Annotated in this window: 17 protein-coding genes; 11 read left to right on the top strand and 6 right to left on the bottom strand. The window is 61.5% G+C overall.

The genetic code is table 11. The annotated features are described in order from the left end of the window. Nucleotides 1-93 precede the first annotated feature (93 nt). The 3 genes from rplT to pheT all read left to right on the top strand — a co-directional run bounded on the left by rplT (nucleotide 94) and on the right by pheT (nucleotide 4043). Entirely contained in the window at nucleotides 94-477 is a 384-nt protein-coding gene (gene rplT / locus ACFQDI_RS06600; RefSeq protein ID WP_377164686.1) for a 50S ribosomal protein L20, read from the top strand. Between the two features lie 92 nt (nucleotides 478-569). Further along, on the top strand, nucleotides 570-1595 hold the full coding sequence (gene pheS, locus ACFQDI_RS06605; RefSeq protein ID WP_377164688.1) for a phenylalanine--tRNA ligase subunit alpha: 1026 nt from the start codon (nucleotides 570-572) through the stop codon (nucleotides 1593-1595). A 54-nt stretch (nucleotides 1596-1649) separates the two neighbouring features. Beyond that, entirely contained in the window at nucleotides 1650-4043 is a 2394-nt protein-coding gene (pheT, locus tag ACFQDI_RS06610; protein WP_377164690.1) for a phenylalanine--tRNA ligase subunit beta, read from the top strand. Nucleotides 4044-4117: 74 nt separating this feature from the next. On the opposite strand, the gene ACFQDI_RS06615 is transcribed toward pheT, so the two are convergent. The 5 genes from ACFQDI_RS06615 to ACFQDI_RS06635 form a co-directional block, all read right to left on the bottom strand. Beyond that, nucleotides 4118-4441, bottom strand: coding sequence for a type II toxin-antitoxin system RelE/ParE family toxin (locus ACFQDI_RS06615; protein WP_377164692.1), 324 nt, complete (start codon nucleotides 4439-4441; stop codon nucleotides 4118-4120). Further along, entirely contained in the window at nucleotides 4438-4710 is a 273-nt protein-coding gene (locus ACFQDI_RS06620) for a type II toxin-antitoxin system Phd/YefM family antitoxin (RefSeq protein ID WP_377164694.1), read from the bottom strand. Before ACFQDI_RS06620 ends, ACFQDI_RS06615 begins: the two co-directional genes overlap by 4 nt. Before the next feature lie 56 nt (nucleotides 4711-4766). Beyond that, nucleotides 4767-5936 carry an aminotransferase class V-fold PLP-dependent enzyme gene (locus tag ACFQDI_RS06625; RefSeq protein ID WP_377164696.1) on the bottom strand — a complete coding sequence of 390 codons (1170 nt, stop codon included), beginning with the start codon at nucleotides 5934-5936 and terminating at the stop codon, nucleotides 4767-4769. Nucleotides 5937-6014: 78 nt separating this feature from the next. Then, nucleotides 6015-6386 carry a type II toxin-antitoxin system RelE family toxin gene (locus ACFQDI_RS06630; RefSeq protein WP_377164698.1) on the bottom strand — a complete coding sequence of 124 codons (372 nt, stop codon included), beginning with the start codon at nucleotides 6384-6386 and terminating at the stop codon, nucleotides 6015-6017. Beyond that, the gene (locus ACFQDI_RS06635) at nucleotides 6383-7393 is read right to left on the bottom strand and encodes a peptidylprolyl isomerase (protein ID WP_377164700.1); all 1011 of its coding nucleotides are present in this window, start codon (nucleotides 7391-7393) and stop codon (nucleotides 6383-6385) included. Before ACFQDI_RS06635 ends, ACFQDI_RS06630 begins: the two co-directional genes overlap by 4 nt. 145 nt (nucleotides 7394-7538) lie before the next feature. Here ACFQDI_RS06635 and acs point away from each other — a divergent pair, with 145 nt between their 5' ends. From acs to ACFQDI_RS06675, 8 genes are all read left to right on the top strand, one after another. After that, nucleotides 7539-9551 (top strand): acetate--CoA ligase, encoded by a 2013-nt coding sequence (gene acs, locus ACFQDI_RS06640; protein WP_377164702.1) that lies wholly within the window; start codon nucleotides 7539-7541, stop codon nucleotides 9549-9551. 113 nt (nucleotides 9552-9664) lie between these two features. Beyond that, complete coding sequence (locus ACFQDI_RS06645) at nucleotides 9665-11533, top strand: HEAT repeat domain-containing protein (RefSeq protein ID WP_377164704.1); 1869 nt, start codon at nucleotides 9665-9667, stop codon at nucleotides 11531-11533. Between the two features lie 38 nt (nucleotides 11534-11571). Beyond that, nucleotides 11572-12813 carry a PQQ-binding-like beta-propeller repeat protein gene (locus ACFQDI_RS06650; protein WP_377164706.1) on the top strand — a complete coding sequence of 414 codons (1242 nt, stop codon included), beginning with the start codon at nucleotides 11572-11574 and terminating at the stop codon, nucleotides 12811-12813. Nucleotides 12814-12905: 92 nt separating this feature from the next. Further along, complete coding sequence (locus ACFQDI_RS06655) at nucleotides 12906-14225, top strand: bifunctional UDP-3-O-[3-hydroxymyristoyl] N-acetylglucosamine deacetylase/3-hydroxyacyl-ACP dehydratase (RefSeq protein ID WP_377164708.1); 1320 nt, start codon at nucleotides 12906-12908, stop codon at nucleotides 14223-14225. A gap of 16 nt (nucleotides 14226-14241) precedes the next feature. Then, nucleotides 14242-15045 carry an acyl-ACP--UDP-N-acetylglucosamine O-acyltransferase gene (lpxA, locus tag ACFQDI_RS06660; protein WP_377164710.1) on the top strand — a complete coding sequence of 268 codons (804 nt, stop codon included), beginning with the start codon at nucleotides 14242-14244 and terminating at the stop codon, nucleotides 15043-15045. 74 nt (nucleotides 15046-15119) lie between these two features. Further along, entirely contained in the window at nucleotides 15120-16262 is a 1143-nt protein-coding gene (locus ACFQDI_RS06665) for a glycosyltransferase (RefSeq protein ID WP_377164712.1), read from the top strand. A 39-nt stretch (nucleotides 16263-16301) separates the two neighbouring features. Next, the gene (locus ACFQDI_RS06670; protein WP_377164714.1) at nucleotides 16302-17012 is read left to right on the top strand and encodes a GDSL-type esterase/lipase family protein; all 711 of its coding nucleotides are present in this window, start codon (nucleotides 16302-16304) and stop codon (nucleotides 17010-17012) included. Continuing rightward, nucleotides 17009-18046 (top strand): acyltransferase family protein, encoded by a 1038-nt coding sequence (locus ACFQDI_RS06675; RefSeq protein WP_377164716.1) that lies wholly within the window; start codon nucleotides 17009-17011, stop codon nucleotides 18044-18046. Before ACFQDI_RS06670 ends, ACFQDI_RS06675 begins: the two co-directional genes overlap by 4 nt. 122 nt (nucleotides 18047-18168) lie before the next feature. On the opposite strand, the gene asnB is transcribed toward ACFQDI_RS06675, so the two are convergent. Then, nucleotides 18169-20121 carry an asparagine synthase (glutamine-hydrolyzing) gene (gene asnB / locus ACFQDI_RS06680; RefSeq protein ID WP_377164717.1) on the bottom strand — a complete coding sequence of 651 codons (1953 nt, stop codon included), beginning with the start codon at nucleotides 20119-20121 and terminating at the stop codon, nucleotides 18169-18171. Between the last annotated feature and the right edge of the window lie 2 nt (nucleotides 20122-20123).

Genomic DNA, 20123 nt, shown 5'->3' on the forward strand with positions numbered 1-20123 from the left:
CGATGAAATTGCCTGGCTTCACCCGTGAAGCCTTCGACCAGGTGAGGCAAGCCATCGCTACCCAAACAACAGCCTGATCATAGACCCAGATACATGTCAAGAGCCACCAACTCCCCCGCCAGCCGGAAGCGCCGTAAGCGCGTGCTGGCCAAAGCCAAAGGCTACCGCGGCTTCCGTTCCACGCATTTCCGTTATGCGAAGGACGCCGTGCGCAAGGCCGAAACCTACGCAACCCGCGACCGCAAGGCCAAGAAGCGCAGCTTCCGCAACCTGTGGGTGCAGCGCATCAACGCAGCCACACGCCCCCTCGGCCTGAGCTATTCCCGATTTATGGAAGGCCTGAAGTTTGCCGGCATCGAGCTGGACCGCAAGGTCCTGGCCGATCTCGCCGTCAAGGACATCGCCGCCATTGAGGCCCTTGTTCAGCAGGCCAAGGCCGCGCTGGAAAAGAAAGCCGCCGCAGCTCCCGCCGCGTAAATCACAGGTTCAACCAACCTTTCACCACAGCCGGGATGCAATGCGTCCCGGCTGTTTGCTTTTTCCGACTCCACCCCTTTTTCTGACAAGCCATGCTCTCCCAACTCGACTCCCTGAAAACTGAAGCCCTAGCCGCGCTGGATGCAGCGCAGGATGAACCCGCGCTGGAAGCGGTGCGTGTGAACTTTCTGGGCAAGAAGGGCAGCGTGACGGCCCTGAGCCAGGGCATGAAGGACGTGCCGGTGGAGCAGAAGAAAGAAGTGGGCGCGAAGCTGAACGAAGTGCGCACGGCGATCACCGAAGGCATCGACGCGAAGAAGCTGGCGCTGCAGGCTGCGCAGGATGCGAAGGCGGTGGAGGGGATCGACATCACGCTGCCGGGGCGTCCGGGCGCTGGTTTGGGCGCATTGCATCCGCTGACACAGATCCGTGACCTGGCGATCCGCACGTTGCGCCGCATGGGCTTTGCGCTGGCAGAGGGGCCTGAGATCGAAACTGAGTGGCACTGCTTTGATGCGCTGAACACTCCTGCCGACCATCCGGCGCGCAATGAGAAGGACACCTTTTACCTGCCTGACGGACGCCTGCTGCGCACGCATACCTCGAGCGTGCAGATCCGCACGATGGAAGCGGCGAAGACGCTGCCTATTCGTATCATCGCGCCAGGCTCGGCCTATCGCCGTGATGAGATCGATGCGACGCACCTGAGCGTGTTCAACCAGCTTGAGGGTTTGTATGTCAGTCAGGACGTGAGCCTGGGGGATTTGAAAGGCACGCTGGAGTATTTCTTCCGCGAAATTTTTGGGGCAGGAACGGCGGTGCGTTTCCGCCCACACTTCTTCCCGTTCACGGAGCCGAGCTTTGAGATCGATGTGAAGCTGGAAGCGAAGGGCAAGGATGCGCGCTGGATTGAAATCGCGGGCTGTGGGATGGTTGACCCGGCGGTGTTTGCCGAGATCAACAAGGCGCGTGGCGACAATCTTTTTGACCCGGAAACGACCACGGGCTTTGCGTTTGGCCTGGGCCTGGACCGACTGGCCATGATCATGCATGGCATCACTGACATTCGTCATCTCATTGAGAATGACGTGCGCTTCCTGCAGCAGTTCGCCGCTTAATTTTGACGCGGTTTTCCTGATTCATTCAACGACCCTTTTGCCCTTACGTCTGTCATGCAAGTTTCCCTCTCCTGGCTCAGCAACCACATTGACCTGAGCTCCTACACTGTCCCTCAGCTTTCGGATCTTCTCACCTTCGCGGGTGTGGAGGTGGAAGGCATCGAAGAGCGTGGTGTGTCCACTGACAAAGTCGTGGTGGCGCAGATCCAGTCCTTTGTGCAGCACCCGAACGCGGACAAGCTGAGCGTGTGCCAGGTGGACGACGGCAGCGGCACGGCGCGGCAGATCGTGTGCGGTGCGAAGAATTTCAAGGAAGGTGACAAGGTGCCGCTGGCGCTGCCGGGTGCGGTGCTGCCAGGTGGATTTGCGATCAAGGAAGGCAAGCTGCGCGGTGTGGACTCCATGGGCATGATGTGCAGCGGCAAGGAGCTGGGCCTGGGTGAAGACCACAGCGGGCTGCTGATCATGAGCGCGGACGCGGTGGTGGGCACTCCCTTCAACAAGATCCATCCTGCGGATGTGCTCTTTGATCTGGAGATCACGCCGAACCGTCCGGACCTGCTGAGCCATCTGGGGCTGGCGCGTGAACTGGCGGCGCTGACCGGACTGCCTCTGAAGGGCGAGCGCCATCATGGGAATGCGAGCACGAAGACGAAGAAGGCGGCTGAGGGGCAGATCTTGATCAAGGCGGCTGAAGCGTGCCCGCTGTACACCGCGCGCCTGATCAAGGGCGTGAAGGTGGGGCCGAGCCCGGAGTGGCTGCGTGTGCGGCTGGAGAGCATCGGGCTGCGGCCGATCAACAGCATCGTGGACATCACGAACTATGTGATGATGGAGATGGGGCAGTCTCTGCACTGCTTTGATCTGGACAAGCTGAGCGGCGGCATCGTGGTGCGCCTGGCGGACGAGGGTGAGAAGATCCTGGCGCTGGACGGGCAGAGCTACACGCTGCAGGCGGATGATCTGGTGATCGCCGACAGCAAGCGGCCTGTGGCCGTGGCGGGTGTGATGGGTGGTGAAGAGACCGGAGTGACGGAAGCCACCGTGAACGTGCTGCTGGAAGCGGCGTATTTCGCGCCCAGCGGCATCCGCCGCACCTCGCGCCGTCTTGGCCTGAGCAGCGACAGCAGCTACCGCTTTGAGCGTGGCATGGACCCGCAGCAGGTGCTGGGTGGATCTGAGCTGGCGACGAAGCTGATTCTCTCCATCGCCGGAGGCACGGCTGAAGATGTGGTGCAGGTGGCTGGTGAAGCACCCGCGCTGGTGGGTGAGGTGACGCTGGATGAAGAGCGCGCCCGCAAGCTGCTGGGAACGCCGGACATGAGCGGCGATGAGATGCATGCGATTCTGGAAAAACTGGGGCTGACGAAGAAGGCTGCGAACAAGCATGAGAGCCGCTGGGGCATCCCGAGCTATCGCCTGGACCTGCTGCGTCCGGTGGATCTGGTGGAGGAGCTGGCACGCGTGATCGGGCTAGATCGTGTGCCTTCACGGCAGGTGGCAGTGGCGTCTCCGGTGGAGGCGGCGGACCGCACGTATGACTTTGCGATGGGGCTGCGCCAGACGCTGGCGAGCCGTGGCTTTTACGAGGCGCAGACGCTGCGTCTGGTCTCTGAAGCGCAGCTGGCTGACTCGCTGGGTGGTGGGCAGGGCGTGGCGGTGAAGAACCCGCTGAGCGAAGACCACACGACACTGCGCCCGAGCATTGTGCCGGGGCTGGTGGCGACTGCGGCGCTGAACATCCGGCAGGGGCTGCATCGCCTGCGGTTCTTTGAGATTGGTCGTGTCTTCCTGGCGCTGCCGAAGGGTGGCAGCCGTGAGGAGGAGCGTCTGGCGGTGCTGATCAGCGGTCCTGTGTCTCCGACGAGCTGGCATGGACGTGAGCCGCAGGCTGCGGATGTGCATGAGCTGGTGGGGCAGATCCAGAACCTGACGCGCACGCCGATCGAGGTGCGCCCTGCAAAGGAGAACAGCGCGAACTATCTGCTGACAAGCGAGCTGCGTGCGGGGAACCGCGTGCTGGGCTGGATCGCGCAACTGCATCCGGCACGTGCGCGTGCGATCGATGCGCGGCATCCGGTGTATGTGGCGGAGCTGCTCTTGAGCGCGCTGCGCCAGGGCAGCACGGGGCCGGCGAAGTTTGAGGAGCTGCCGCGCTTCCCCAGCATGACACGCGACGTGGCGATGGAAGTGCCCGCCGACCTGCCGAATGCGAAGGTGGCGGCGTTCTTTGCGAGCCAGAAGCATCCGCTCTTCGTGGGGGCGGAAGTCTTTGACGTGTTCATGGATCCGTCAGGGGCGAAGATTGCGAAGGACCGCAAGTCGATCGCGTGGACGCTGACGTACCGCTCTGCTGACAAGACGCTGGAGACGGCCGAGGTGGATGCGGCGCATGCGGCGATCCTTTCGGCGCTGGAGAAGACGCTGCCGGCGACTGTGAGGCGGTAGGATGGGAACTGTCGCTGCGGTTGATTGTGGAGCATCCAGCGTGACTTTCCGTCATAGCTGGATGAATCACTGGCTCAAACCGGCAGGTCTCCCTCTTCCAAAGGCTTTCGTGAGTGGTGGCGCACGGAGAGAATGACGACGTGATTCTCAGCGATGGTGAAAAGGATGCGGAACTGGCCGTGACGTTTGCGAAAAAGCAGCTGGCGAATTTCGACTGGAAATCTGCAGCTCTCGGGAGCAAGGCGATGCTGTGATGGGTTGGATGACAGCGACTCTACTTTGGCGATCAAATCATCCCGCCATCGGGCGGCAGTCAGAGGGGCCCGCGCTTTGATCCAAAGATATACATCCACCAGTTCGCCTTGTGCCTGCGGCGTGTACTCGATTTTAAAGCTCATAAGCTCCGCAGCCGCTCATGAACGGTTTTGGCGGATATGGTTTTCCCTGCTGCCATCTGACCGAGGCTTGTTTGAATGGATTTGATCGCAGCGAGTTCCTCCATCGCATCTTGCATCTGCTCGTAAGCTTTGCGGCCGAGCAGCACGGCCTCTGCACGGCCGTTGACCGTCAAAACCTCGGGGCGTCCGGTTTTGTTCACCCGGTTCAGGTGGCTCTTGGCATTGCGCTGAAAATCGCTGAGCGGATGGATGTCTTCTAGCTGGAACATGACAGCAATAAAGCATGAAATTTCATGCGAATCCAGCTTGCTTTTGAAGCGCGTTTTTACGCCGCGTCTGCGATCACCTGGGCGACGCGGTCCATTTCGGCTTCGGTGTTGTAGAAGTGGGGGCTGAAGCGGATGAGGGGCTGGCCGGCGCGGTTGTGGCGGAGGGAGGGGATGATGTTGTGCGCGGCGAGGTGCTTGGAGATGTCCTCCAAGGAGCGTGTGGGGTGCTGCACGGTGGTGATGCAGGAGGCGTTGACGCTGTTGTGCGGGTCTGGGCCGAGGAAGGTGAAGCCGAGGGGCTGCAATCCGTCATGCAGGCGGGCTTTGAGCTTGAGGAGCTGGGCGCTGATGGCGGGGATGCCGAATTCGAGAATGAGGTCGATGCCGGCTTTCATGCCGAGGATGCCGGAGATATTGAGGGCGCCGGGTTCGTAACGGCGGCCGCCGCGCTCGAAGGCGATTTCTTCCTGAGCGATGAAGTTGGGGCTGCGCACGTTCCAGGAGCCGAGGAGGCTGGGGCGCAGCATGTCCTGAAGCTCCTCGCGCACGTAGAAGATGCCGGCGCTCATGGGGCCGAGCATCCATTTGTGGGAGTCGGCGGAGAGGAAGTCGACGTGATCGACAAGGGTCTCAAAGGCGCCGACGGTCTGGATGGCATCGAGGCAGAAGAGGACGCCGCGCTGGCGCAGCATGCGGCCGATGCGGTCGATCTCGATGCGGTAGCCGCTCTGGAAGTGGCAGGAGGCGAGGGCGACGAGTTTGGTTTTGGGGGTGAGTGCGGCCTCGACGAGCTCGGGGGTGATCTCTCCGGGGGCGGAGGGTTTGAGGAGCTTGAGGACGACGCCGTGGCGCTCCAGGTCTGTCCAAGGATAGACGTTGGCGGGGTAGTCGTCGAGATAGCAGACGACTTCGTCTCCTGGCTGCCAGGGCAGGCCATTGGCGACGAGGCTGAGGCCGACGGAGGTGGGGCCGATGAGGGCGATCTCGCTGGCTTTGGCCCCGATGAGGCGGGCGGCGACGACGCGGGTCTCATTCACGGCGCGCCAGGCCTCTGGGTACTCCTGCATGCGCAGGCTGCACTGCTCCAGATAGTCCTGCATGGTGCGGGTGACGCGCCGTGGCAGGATGGTGACGCCGGCGTGGGCCAGGAAGAGGCTGTCTTTGATGACAGGAAACTCCTGCTGGCGCAGGGTTTCATCAGACAAGAGGGCGTCGAGCGTGAGCATGGCTGAAATAACGAACGGTCAGGGCGCGACGCGACGAAAAACCGTCTTCATCATTACGCATTCGTCACCCGGGCTGTCTCACGCGACTTTCAAGGTCTTGGCGCCTTCGTCGATGAGGTGCCAGAAGCTTTTGGACTGGCTGAGGGCCTCGTCTTCCCCGCCGCCGGGCAGATTGCTGCGGAAAAGGAAGTCTGTGAGGGTGTTCTTGTGAAGCACGCGGTGCACGCTGACGTTGCCATCGACGATGGCGAAATAGATGCGGTGGTCGCCCGCGCGGCAGCGGTAGAGCTTTTTGCTGCCGCGTTCGAGGACGCCGTAGCGCTTGGAGAGGATGGTCTCGTCGATGTCAGCGGGCTGAATGTTCAGGGCCTCCAGGAGATGAAACTGCACCTGGGTGGGCAGGTGGGAGAGCTCTGAGGCGCTGATGTCATTGAAAACGATCTGGATCATGGTGCTGAAGGAGTGGGGGGCAGCTGGGCGCGGGAGGTCTGGTAGCGCTTGATGACGTGCTTCTTGCGCACATTTTCCATCCACTTGTCGATGTTCGCCTTGGATTTTTCCTGGTTGATCATTTTTTCGATCTCCGGGCGCAGCTTTTCAATGTCCGGGGCGGCGCCGAGCTTCTTCGCGTCGCAGGAGACGATGATGAAGTTGGATTCGAGGTCGAGAACCGGGCTGACGCCGCCGGTTTTGAGCGACATGGCCGCGTCGGCGATGGCGGGCATCAGGTCGGTCTTGGACATCCAGTCCCAAGCACCGCCGTTTTCGGCATGGCTGTCTTGTGAATTTGCTTTGGCCACTTTGGCAAAGTCGGTGCCCTGAAGGATTCGGGTGCGCAGCTCCTGGGCGAATTTTTGCTGCTTTTCCGGGGTGGAGCCGGGCTCGCCGGTGAACTTGGGGATGGTGATGGTGGAGATCTTGATCTGATCGCCCTCGCGCCATTTATCCACGTTTTTGTCGTAGTAGTCCTGCACTTCGCGGGGGGTGGCGGGAGGGTGATCTCCGGCATTGCGTGCGCGCATGACGTTCATGATGACCATCTTTTCCCGCAGTTCGCGGAACTTTTTCACGGTCATGCCGCTGCGGGTCAGTTCATCCACAAAGGCATCGCGGTTCCCTTTGAAACTTTCTCTGATGATGCCGTTGATGTCGTCATCCACATACTGCGGCTTGATGACGCCGCCGATCTTGCGGAACTCGGCGAGCAGAATTTCACGGTCAATGAGCGTCTCGATGGCGCCCTGGCGCAGGATGGCGATTTCCTTTTTGATGCGATCAGGGTCGTTTCTGTAGGTGAACTGGATCACCTGCTCCTGTGCCTTGATGGTCTCCTCGACTTCAGAAGAGGCGATGGGAACGCCATCGACAACGGCGGCAATGCTGTTGGTGTAGCGCTGGGCGAAAACACTCGAGCAGGTAAAAATGAGGGCAAACAGGCTGATGCGCAGGGGAATCATGACAAATGTGGGATCTACCCTAGGGCTTGGGGCGGCTGTGGCAAGGCGAAGTTCACCTTCAGAATCGCGCGGATGCAGCTTCACCTTGCACGCGGGCGGCTCCGGTTTCTACTCTGCGTCTTCCAATCGCTGACACCAACCCGCCATGAGCAAGAAAGCCGCCGCCAAATCCTCCCCCAAAAAAGCTGCCAAACCCGCCGCCAAGGCCAGCAGCACCTCGAAACCCCTGCTGACTGAAAACCGGGTCTTCAAGCCCAGTGCCGAATTTTCCAAGAAGGCCCGCATCAGCTCGATGGCGCAGTACAAGAAGATGCATGAGGAGTCGATCAAGCAGCCTGAGAAGTTTTTTGGCCGTGAAGCCAAGGAACTGCTCTGGACCAAGCCTTTCACCAAGGTGCTCGACTGGAAGTGCCCGAATGCCAAGTGGTTCACCGGCGGCAAGCTGAACATCAGCGAAAACTGCCTGGACCGCCACCTCGAAGGGCCGCGCAAGACCAAAGCCGCACTGATCTGGGAAGGTGAGCCTGGAGAGAAGCGTGTGCTGACCTACCAGCAGCTGCACCGTGAAGTCTGCCGCTTTGCGAACGTGCTGAAGCGCCACAAGGTGAAGAAAGGCGACCGTGTCATCATTTACATGCCGATGATCCCCGAGGCTGCCGTGGCCATGCTGGCCTGCACACGCATCGGCGCGATGCACAGCGTGATCTTTGGCGGATTCAGCGCGGAGTCGATCAAGGACCGCGTGATGGACTGCGGGGCGAAGATCGTGATCACTGCTGACGGTGGCTACCGCCGCGGTGCGGTGGTGCCCCTGAAGAAGAACGTGGACGATGCGCTCAAGGCCAAAGACACGCCGGTGGAGACCGTGATCGTGTACAAGCGCACCGGCCAGGATATTCACATCGAAGAGGGCCGCGACGTGTGGTGGCACCGTGAGCTGGAATACGTGGACTCCCGCTGCGCCCCGGTGGCGATGGATTCGGAGTCGCCGATGTTCATCCTGTATACCAGCGGCAGCACTGGCAAGCCGAAGGGCATCCTGCACACGACGGGCGGCTACCTGCTGCATGCGCAGATGACCTGCAAATACGTCTTCGACCTGCGTGATGACGATGTGTACTGGTGCACGGCGGACATCGGCTGGGTGACGGGCCACACCTACATGGTGTATGGACCGCTGGCGCTGGGTGCGACCTCGCTGATGTTTGAAGGTGCGCCGAACTGGCCTGAGAACGACCGCTTCTGGAAGATCATCGAAGAGTATGCGGTGACTGTGTTTTACACGGCGCCGACGGCGATCCGCGCTTTCATGAAGTGGGGCGACGAGTGGCTGAAGAAGCATGACCTGAGCAGCCTGCGTCTGCTGGGTACGGTGGGTGAGCCGATCAATCCTGAAGCCTGGATGTGGTACCATACGAAGGTGGGCGGCGGCAAATGCCCGATCGTCGATACCTGGTGGCAGACTGAAACGGGGGGGCACATGATCACGCCGCTGCCTGGCGCGACACCGACGACGCCGGGAACGGCGACGCTGCCGTTCTTTGGCGTGGATGCGGCTATCGTGGATGACCTCGGCAAGGAAGTCGGAGTCAATGAGCAGGGCAAGCTGGTGATCCGCAAGCCGTGGCCGTCCATGCTGCGTGGCATCTGGGGCGACAAGAAGCGCTACCAGGATGCTTACTGGAGCGAGTTTAAGGGCTGGTACTTTGCCGGCGACGGAGCGCGCCGCGACAAGCAGGGCAACTTCTGGATCATCGGCCGTATCGACGACGTGCTCAACGTGGCGGGCCACCGCCTCGGCACCGCCGAAGTGGAGAGCGCGCTGGTTTCCCATGGAGCCGTGGCCGAGGCCGCGGTGGTGGGCCGTCCGGATGAGATGAAGGGCCAGGGCGTCGTGTGCTTTGTGACGGTGAAGGAAGGTGTGAAGTCCAGCCGCGAACTAGCTGAAGAGCTGAAGAAGCACGTGCGCAAGGTGATCGGCCCGGTGGCGACTCCGGACGAGGTACGCTTTGCTGCGGCGCTGCCGAAGACGCGCTCCGGCAAGATCATGCGCCGCCTTCTGAAGCAGATCGCCGCGGGCGAGCTGATCAAGGGCGACACGACGACGCTGGAGGACATCAACGTCATCGCGCAGCTGGCTGCGGGTGGGGAAGACTAATTCAAACTTACATCGGCTGGCTGCGGCATTTTCGGTTTTGAAAATGCCAGCAGCCGGACGTGTGCTGCGGCATTGACAGCCAGCCCGGCAGTCCGGCTATGATGAGGGTAATCATGAAAATGCCCCCCTTGCTGTCGTGGCTTTGTCTTGCCGTGCCTCTGTTTGCCGAGCAGGCACTGCCGCTGGAGGAGCACTGGCCGGCCAAAGAGCCGGTGCCGGCGGGGGTGAAGCTCACGCTGCGCATGCCGGAGACTGTGGTCATAGGACAGGAGATGCCGGCGGCACTGGTGGTGCGCAATGAGGGGGGGAAGCCTTTTGAGATCACCCCGGGCGGGGATTACCGCACCACCGGCTATCCGCAGCGGATGAAGGTGCGAGTGCATGATACCGAAGGGAAGATGCTGCCTGAACTGTCGAGGGAGGCGTATGGCTTTGGTGGCGGGGGCATCTCCGCACCACGCAGCATCGCTCCAGGAGCCAGTGATGAGGTGGAGTTTCCGCTGGACTGCTACGTCAGCTTTAAAATGCCGGGCATTTATACGGTGACGGCGGGGCATGATCTTGGCTGGAAGGTGGATCCGGTGGTGCCGCATCCGGAGGCGAAGAAGAGTGTGCAAGTGGTGCTGCCGAGCGAGAGGGAGGCGGAGGCATATGTGGAGGCTGTCTATGCGCGCCAGCCGCCGCCTGGGGATAACCCGGAGGCGCTACGCAGTCAGTGGGAGCTGGAGAAAACGCTCTCTGTGCTGCGGCACCCTGTGTACCTGCGTGTGCTAGTGAGGCATGCACGTGCGGGCTCCAAGGCGGCGGTGAAGGGCATCGGCCATATTGCGACGCCGGAGGCCACGGAGGCGCTGCTGGAACTGCTGGGGCATGCGTCTGCTGATGTGGTGGAAACGAGCTGTCAGCAGCTTTTGCGGCGGCTGCCGTCTCTTGAAGATGGCGGCAAACCTGTGGAGCGATTTTACTGGGGTTCGCCCTATCAGATCGAGCCGCTGCTGCCTGCTTCCTGGGAGGTGAGGTTTGAGCAGCCGCTGCTGAAGGCTGTGCTGAAGCTGCTGTGGCACAAGTCCGACGCTGTGGTGCAGTGCGCAGGGCTGCTCCTGCAGTCACGGGCGCAGCCTGAAAATGCCACGCAGGTGCTGGAGGTCTTGCAGCAGGTGCTGAGCGTCAGGCATGAACTGTGTGCGGGGCCGAAGGCGAACACGCTGGATCCTCCTATGCCGTTAGGTGTGTTGCTAGGAGTTCTGGATGGCATGCGCAAACGAGGATGGAGACTGGAAAATGGCAATGGACATATGGCGCATCAGGTGGCGTGGCTGAGGCAGCTTGCCGACAAGGAGGTGCCGAAACCAAAGGGTGAGGATTGGAAGGCTGGCATGCTGTCCTGGGTAGAGTACGGTTCGTCGCCTACGCTGAAAGTCTGCGCCTTGCAGGCCATTCCACAGCCGTTGAGCGATGACGCCGCCAAAGCTGTGTACCATGCGCTTGACGATCAGGACTGGAGAGTACAGCGGATTGCGTGCGAGGTCGCCGGTGCTTCAAAACGGGCAGAGTTTTGCCGGCCGCTGGCGCAGATCATCGAGCTTGAGCATGAAGACTTCCTGCAAAATGCGGCCCACAATGCGGCGCTGGCCTGTGGTGGCGGGTTGGAACTGTGGGAAGCCTGGGCCGGCGTGATCCCTGACCAGGACCGGATGTATGAAGCTGTTCGGGCCTTGATGATTGGCACCATCCAGATGGAAGTGGTGGGTAGTGGTGGCGGAAACAGCAATTTCACGCGTGAGCAGCGGTTTGCGATCCGTGATGCATGGCGGGCATTTTTGCGAAAGCATGAGAAGCAACTCGCCGAAGGCGGGAAGGTAGCGCCTCCTGGCGCTGCGACTGCTGCCGCGCTGACGGGCGGCAATTTTAATCCCAGTCAGCCTGTAACACGGTTTACCCTCAAAGATGGCAGCCAGTGGCCGCCGAGTGCCGGGAAATGACATGAAGGGCCCGCAGAACACGTATGAAGTCTCCAGCCATGAAACACACGCTACCGCTGATTTTTGCCCTAGGCTCTTTTGTCTCCCTGCATGCCGAGAACTGGCCGATGTGGCGAGGCGCCAATGGAGACGGCACCTGCGCGGAGGCGGGGCTGCCGGAAAAGTGGAGCCAGACGGAGAATGTGGTGTGGAAGGTGGAGCTGCCGGAGCGGGGGAATTCGACGCCGGTGGTGTGGGGGGACAAAGTTTTCGTGACGCAGGCCATCGAAAAGGAGGGGAAGAGGCTGCTGCTGTGCTTTGACAAAAAGACGGGCAGGCAGATGTGGGAGGCGGGAACGATCTACCGGGAGCCGGAGCTGACGCATGGGACCAATCCATACTGCTCGGCGTCTCCGGCGACGGACGGGGAAAGGGTAGTGGTGTTCTTTGCTTCGGCAGGGGTGTTTTGCTACGACATGAACGGCAAGGAGCTGTGGAAGCGAACAGACCTGGGCAAGCAGCACCACATCTGGGGCAACGGGACGTCCCCGGTGCTTGCGGGGGATCGTGTGTTTTTGAACTTTGGGCCCGGCGAAAACACGGTGCTGCACTGCTTTGACAAGAAAACCGGTAAGACCCTGTGGCAGCACAAGGAGCCGGGCGGGGCCTCGGGCGAAGGGGAGGCGAAGAAGTGGCTGGGCTCCTGGGGAGACCCGCTGCTGCGCAAGGTGGGCGGGCATGAAGAGCTCATGATGGGTTACCCCACGAGGGCGTGCGCCTTTGACCCGCAGTCGGGCAAGGAACTGTGGACCTGCGGCGGGCTGACGAATCTGGTCTATAACTCTCCTCTGTATGCGGATGGGGTGATGATAGCGATGAGCGGCTACAATGGCGCGGCGCTGGCGGTGAAGGCGGGCGGGAGCGGGGATGTGACGGAGAGCCACCGCGTGTGGCATCTGCCGAAGGTGAGCCAGCGGATCGGCAGCGGGGTGGTGCATGACGGCTACCACTACATCCTGAGCGACGGGGGGATCGCCGAATGCCGGGACCTGAAGACGGGGGCGATGGTGTTTCAGGAGAGGCTGAAGGGGAACAACTGGTCGTCCCTGGTGCTGAGCGCGGATGGCAAGTGCTATGCGGCCAATCAGATCGGGGACTGCTTTGTCTTCAAGGCGAGCCCGAAGTTTGAGCTGCTGGCGACGAACTCGCTGGGGGAGAAAATCATTGGCTCCATCGCGGTGAGCGACGGGCGGCTTTTCATCCGTGGATACAAGCACCTGTGGTGCATCGGGAGGAAATAGCGGCTGGACGGGGGGTAAAGGATGGGCGGGAGGGGGGATGCATTTCCCTTTGACCCTGCGGGGGCGCAACGCTAACGAGGGCGCTCCCGCCTATGGCCGCCTCTGACCGTCAGCATACACTCGCCAAGTCCGTCTCGATGACGGGCACCTCGCTGCATACCGGCGAACAAGTCACCCTCACCCTCCAGCCGGCACCTGAGAACTTCGGGTTCAAGTTCCGCCGCATCGACCTGGAGGACAAGCCCTTCATCCCGGCGCTGGTGGAGAAGGTGCAGAAAGTGGAGCGTGCCACGACCATCGCCGAGGGCGGGGTGAACGTGCACACGGTGGAGCATGTGATCTCGGCTCTGGCCGGCATGGGGGTGGACAATGCGATCATCGAGATGGACGCGAATGAGCCGCCGATCGCGGATGGCAGCGCCATGCCGTTTGTGGAGCTGATCAAGTCCGCCGGACTGCAGGAGCAGAATGAGGCGCGGAAGTATTTCGAAGTGCGCGAGCCCATCTACCAGGAGACGCGTGGCGGGACGATCCTGACCATCGTGCCGGACAAGAAGTTCCGCATCTCATGCACGAATGTGGGGCCGGAAGGGCGCTTCACGCAGTATTTCAGCACGGAGATCACCCCGGAGACCTACGAGAAGGAAATCGCGGCGGCACGCACCTTTGTGTACTATGAGGACATCGCGCCCCTGATGGAGAAGGGGCTGATCAAGGGCGGGACGCTGGAGGCAGCGGTGGTGATCCGAGGGGAGACGCTGCTGTCCAAGCAGCCGCTGCGGTTTGCGGATGAGTTTGTGAGGCACAAGATCCTGGACATCGTGGGAGACCTGATGCTGTCCGGGAAGCGCATCCTGGGGCATGTGATCGCCGTGCGTCCGGGGCATGGGCCGAACACGGAGCTGGCCCGTGCCATCGTGGCGCAATACAACCAGATGCGCAGCATGGTGCCTGCGACGGTGAACATCCCGACAGGCGAGGCGGTGCTGGACATCAACGAGGTGATGAACATCCTGCCGCACCGCTACCCCTTCCTGCTGGTGGACCGGATCATCGGCTTTGAGGGCGAATCCAAGTGCACGGGCATGAAGAATGTGACGATCAACGAGCCGTTCTTCCAGGGGCACTTCCCCGGCCACCCGATCATGCCGGGGGTGCTGCAGCTGGAGGCCATGGCGCAGGTGGCGAGCATCGTGCTGCTGCGCATGCCGGGCAACCAAGGCAAGATCGGCTACTTCATGAGCGCCCACAACGTGAAGTGGCGCAGGCCCGTGCTGCCTGGAGACACGCTGATCATTGAGACCGAAATCCTCAAAACGAAGCGCAGCATCGCCAGCGGCATCGGCCGCTGTAGTGTGAACGGCCAGGTGGTTTCCGAGGCCGAGCTGATGTTCAGCGTGGTGGACCGCTAACAGAGACAGACCGAGCATGCCATCCTCGATTCACCCGACCGCCATCATTGACCCGACCGCCACGATCGGTGCGGACGTGCACATCGGCCCCTATTGCATCATCGGAGCGGATGTGGAACTGGGAGACGGCTGCTGGCTGCAGCACCATGTGACGGTGATGGGGCCGTCGAAGATCGGGAAGAACAACAAATTTTACGCCTACGGCTCGATCGGGCAGCAGACGCAGGACCTGAAGTACCAGGCCGAGCCCACGTGGCTGGAGGTGGGGGATAACAACACCTTTCGCGAATTTTGCTCGGTGCACCGTGCGACCTCTGCCGGGGACAAGACGATCATCGGCAGCCACAATAATTTCCTCTCCTACGTGCACATCGCGCATGACTGTGTGGTGGGGAATCATGTGATCTTTTCCAACAACGGGACCCTGGCGGGCCATGTGGTGGTGGAGGATCATGTGATCATCGGCGGGCTGACGGCGGTGCATCAGTTTTGCCGGATCGGCACGCGTGCGATCATCGGCGGCTGTGCGAAGGTGGTGCAGGACATCCCACCCTACTGCACGGCAGACGGCAATCCGGCGCGTGCACGGGGCCTGAACATCGTGGGACTGCAGCGTGCCGGCTTTACCCGCGAGCAGATCCGCGCGCTGCGGAATGCCTTCCGCAAGGTGTACCGCAGCGGGCTGAACAACGCCCAGGCGGTGGAGGAACTGCGAGCCGGGGAGCTGACGCCGGAGGCGGCTATTTTCACGGACTTTGTGGCCTCGACCAAGCGAGGTATCATCTACGGCGGCAAGGCGGTGGAAGAGGATGCTGAGTAAGGTGGTAAAGTGATGGGACGGGTGCATCCGGCCTTTCGTTTCCTGGCGGTATTGTGGTAGGGTATGGTTTCCTGATGAGAATCCTTCTAGTCACCGAGCCCGGAGTGGATGGCGTGTTTCGGCACGTCGAGGCGCTGGCTTCGTATCTGCTGGAGCAGGGGCATGTGGTGCATCTGGCGTATTCGGATGTGCGGGGCTCTGACCGGCTGAACCGGCTGGTGGAGAGGGTGACTGAGGCTGGAGGAAAGACGACCAATCTGGCTGTGAGCAATGCGCCGGGGCCGGGTGATGTGGGCGCTCTTTTGCGGCTGCGGAAGCTGGTGAAGGATGCGAAACCGGAGGTGATCCATGCGCACAGCTCCAAGGCGGGGGCGCTGACGCGTGCGCTGGTGCTGCTGGGAGTGCGGAAGCCGATTTTTTACACGCCGCATGCCTACTACGGACTGTCTGGCAAGGGCGGTATGAAGGCGCGGTTTTTCAACGCCATCGAAACAGTGCTGGGACGTGTGGGCACCTCGATCAATCTTTCTGCGGGTGAGCTGGCCTTTGCGAGGGAGAGGCTGGGGATTCCACAGCGGAGACTGCGGGTGATTGCAAATCCGGTGGACTGCGCGCGCTTTCAACCTGCAACAGAGGCCCGGCGGAGGGAGATCCGTGACAGGCTGGGTGTGCCTGCGGGTGCGGTGCTGCTGGGCTCGGTGGGGAGGCTGGCGTTTCAGAAGGATCCGCTGACGCTGTATCGTGCCTTTGCGAAGGCTTGCCAGAGGCGGGCGGATCTGTGGCTTTATCATCTGGGGGATGGTGAACTGGCGGCGGAGTGTGCGGCGCTGGCGGATGAGCTGGGGATTCGCGGTCGCATTGTTCGGCAGAGTTATCTTTCGGAGCCGCTGTCGTTTTATCAGGCGCTGGATGGGATGATCCTGACCTCGCGGTATGAGGGGCTGTCGTTTGCGGTGCTGGAGGCGCTGGCGTGTGACCTGCCGGTGATCCTGAGCCAGGCACCGGGGAACAATGATTTTCTGGACATGGGGCTGTCGCATTGTTGGTCGGCGGGGAAGGAGGACGCGGATGGCTTTGCGCGGGTGATTGGGGAATGGGTGCAGGATTGTGGGAATAAGCGGCCGTCCAATCATCGGCAGGTGGCGGAGGAGAGGTTTAGCCAGAGGGCGTGCTTTGGGGCGGTGGTGAGGGAATATGAGCAGGCTGTTTCCGCGTGACTTGATCTCGCGAGAGCGGGCGCTTAGCTTTCTGTCTGCATGCTACTGCTCCGCCCCATTTGCGGCCTTTCTTGGCTGGCTGTTTTGATGCTTTCATGGGCTCAGGCGGCGGAGGTGCCGTGGGAGGCTGCGAAGCGGGATGAGACGGCGTACTGGGCCGGGGTGGTGAAGGAGCAAGCGGAGAGGATGAAGGAAGCGCAGGCTAAGATTGTTTTCATCGGGGACTCGCTGACGGAGAGCTGGGACAAGGGGCTGTGGGAGTCGCGAATGGCTCCGGCAAAGGCGGTGAATTTTGGTGTCGGCGGGGAAGGGCCGCAGCATGTGCTGTGGCGGCTGGAGCAGGGGATTCTGAACGGGCCTGCGCCGGAGACGGTGGTGCTCATGATCGGCATCAACAACTACTGGCGGCATTTCAGCGCGGCGGACACGGCGCGTGGCATCGAGACGATTGTGGGGCGGATTCATGCGCTGCAGCCGGGGGCGCGCATCGTGCTGCTGGGGCTGCTGCCGGTGTATGAGGCGGCATCGCCCATCCGAACCTGGATTGGGGAGATCAATGCGAGGATTCAAAAGCTGCACGGCAACCAGAAGGTGGAGTTTCATGATTTCTCGACGGCTTTTCTGGAGGCTGATGGGAACCAACGGCTGCAGCTCTACCAGAAGGATCATCTGCATCTGTCCAAGGCCGGGTATGTGGTGCTGACCCGTGAACTCACTCCTGTGCTGAAGCTGCCATCCGCCCTGCCATGAAGTCGATCAATCCCACTTTAAGAATTGCTGAACTGGACGCTCTGCGCGGCATTGCGGCGATGGCGGTGCTGCTGTTTCATTTTACCAGCGGGATCGCGAAGAACTGGAGCTTTCATCTGTATGATCCGCCGTTTGGATTTCCGTATGGTGGCATGGGGGTGGATCTGTTTTTCATGATCAGCGGTTTTGTGATCTTCATGACGCTGGATCGCGCCAAGTCTGCGGCGAGCTTTGTGGTGGGACGCTTTTCAAGGCTGTATCCCACGTTTTGGGCGTGTGCGCTGATCACGCTGGTGGTGACTTCACGATACGGTCTGCCGGGGATGGAGGTGAGCATGCGGGATGCGCTCTGGAACATTCCGCTGCTGCCGCGGTTTGTGCGGGCGCAGATGATCGATGGGGTGTACTGGTCGCTGGAGTTTGAGCTGCTTTTTTACGCGGCGATGCTCGTGCTGCATCAACTGGGGGCGTTCAAGAAGCTCACGGTGCCGGTGCTGCTGGTGTGGCTGGCTGCGGCTGCGGGGGCGCACTGGGTGCTGACGCATGGGCAGCCGGAGTCGCAGTTGTATCGGCTGACGGGAAAGATCAAGGCGGTGACGAGCCTGGACTGCATCCACCTCTTTGGGGTGGGGATGATTTTGTATGATGCGCACCGGCGGCGTGCGTGGAGCGCGGGACACACACTGGTGCTGCTGGTGTGCGGGGCGCTGGCATGGTGGAAGGCAGCCTTTGCGCTGCATTTCCCGCTGGTGGTGTGCTTTGCGCTGCTGCTGCATCTGGCCACGACGGGATGGCTGCCTTTTTTAAATGCGCGGCCGCTGGTGTTTCTGGGGGCGATCTCGTACCCGCTGTATTTGATTCATCAGAACATCGGGCTGGTGCTGCTGAATTCGCTGGGAGTGGTGACGCAGTCGGCGTGGCTGAGGCTGGGGATGACGACGGTGTCGATGGTGATGCTGGCGTGGGTGATTTCGGTGTGCATCGAGAGGCCGTCGATGAGGTGGGTGCGGGAGAGGTTGAGGAGGTTTACGTGAGGAATGCGCGAACGACGCTTGTCGAACTGCCCATGGGCTTTCACCTGCGCGGCACAGAGACCAGTGTGTTTGCAAGCTTCTAAGTGAGTTAACTTGCGCTGCGGCAAGCGACCTGCTGCGGACTAAAGTCCGCGCTCCTTTTGGGCCTGGAGCCAGGACTGGAACATGAGGATATCCCAGAGGTAGAAGTGCCAGTTGCGGGTGCCGCTGAGGTGTTCCTGCCATTTCTGGCGGATGGGGGCGGGGTGGAAGAAGCCTTCGCGTTGGAGGCGGGATTCGGAGAGGAGGTCTTCGGCCCATTCGCGCAGGGGGCCGCGGAGCCAGATTTCCAGCGGGATGCCGAAGCCCTGCTTGGGGCGGTCGATGAGGGCCTTGGGCACATGGCGGTAGAGGGTTTCGCGCATGAGCCATTTGCCTTTGCCGTCGCGGACTTTCATCGAATACGGAATGCGCCAGGCGAACTCGATGAGGTCGGTGTCGAGGAGGGGGATGCGACCTTCCAGACTGACGCCCATGGCGGCGCGGTCCACTTTGACGAGTATGTCTCCGGGGAGGTAGGTCTCCATGTCGAGGTACATCATGCGATGGGTGAAGTCGCTGACGCGAGGCCATGCCTTGGTGTTGCTGATGGCGGTAACGGGATCTTTGCCGTCGATGACGATGTCCGTGGGCTTTTTCCAGTAAGACATAATCGTGAGATAGAGCGACTCCATGCCTGGAGCTGCGACGACTTCTGCGAGCTTGTGCAGCTTGTCGCCGACGGGGATGTGGCGCTTGCTCTTGGGGAGAATTTTGGAGCCGAGGGTGTTGAGCGGACCGGGTGGGACTGCGGTGAGTGCGGCGGCGGTCAGCTTCTTCAGCGGAGTGGGCATCCAGGCGAATTTGTTCCAGAGGCTGCGGCCCATGGCGTAGCGTTCGTAGCCGCCGAAGAGTTCGTCTCCGGCATCGCCACTGAGGGCGACGGTGACATGCTGGCGGGCCATCTTGCAGACGAGGTGGGTGGGGATCTGCGAGTAGTCGGCGAAGGGTTCGTCGTAGAGCGCGGGGAGCTGGGGGATGACATTGAGCGCATCCTCGCCAGTGACGTACATTTCGGTGTGCTCGGTGCCGAGGTGCTGGGCAACGCTCTTGGCGATTTCGGCTTCGTTGTACTGCTTTTCGTGGAAGCCGATGGTGAAGGTGCGAACGGGGCGTGAGCTTTGCTTCTGCATCATTGCCACAATGAGCGAGGAGTCGATGCCTCCGCTGAGGAAGGCTCCAAGCGGTACATCGGAGACCATGCGCATGCCGACGGCTTTTTTGAGCATGGACTCGAAGGTGTCGATGGCCTCGGCTTCGGTACCTTTGAAGGGATTGTCGAGGCCGCGCTCTACGGCGTGAGGCAGGCTCCAGTAGTAGCCGGGCTGCGGATGCTCGGAGGGCGACTTGAGGATGAGCATCGAGGCAGGGGGGAGCTTTTTAAAGCCCTGGTAGATGCAGAGGGGATCGGGAATGTAATTGAAGCGCAGCAGCGAGGTGAGGGCTTCGCGATCTATGGCGGCATTGAAGCCGGGGAAGCGACGCAGGGCCTTGAGCTCGGAGGCGAAGACGAAGGTCGCGCCGATCCAGCCGTAGTAGAGCGGCTTTTCACCCATGCGGTCGCGGGCGAGGTGGAGGGTGCGCTCCTGCTTGTCCCAGACGGCGTAGGCAAACATGCCGTTGAAGCGCTGGGTGGCTGCGACGACGCCCCACTGGCGGAAGGCGGCGAGCATGATCTCGGTGTCTGAGTGGCCGCGCCAGGTGTGGCCGAGGGGTTCGAGTTCGGCGCGGAGGTCCTGGAAGTTGTAGATCTCGCCATTGAAGACGATGATGAAGCGGCCATCGGCGCTGGTCATGGGCTGATGGCCCAAAGGGGAGAGATCGAGAATGGAAAGGCGGCGATGGCCGAGTGCGATGCCGCTGGAGGAGTCCACCCAGGCGCCGGAGTCGTCGGGACCGCGCAGGATGATGGCATCCGTCATGGCGGTGACGATGGCGTTCATCTCGTGCGATGGGCACGAACCGGAAGGGGAGAAGAAGCCAGCGATGCCGCACATGG

The sequence above is a fragment of the Prosthecobacter fluviatilis genome (genome assembly GCF_042655725.1).
Taxonomy (GTDB): domain Bacteria; phylum Verrucomicrobiota; class Verrucomicrobiia; order Verrucomicrobiales; family Verrucomicrobiaceae; genus Prosthecobacter; species Prosthecobacter fluviatilis.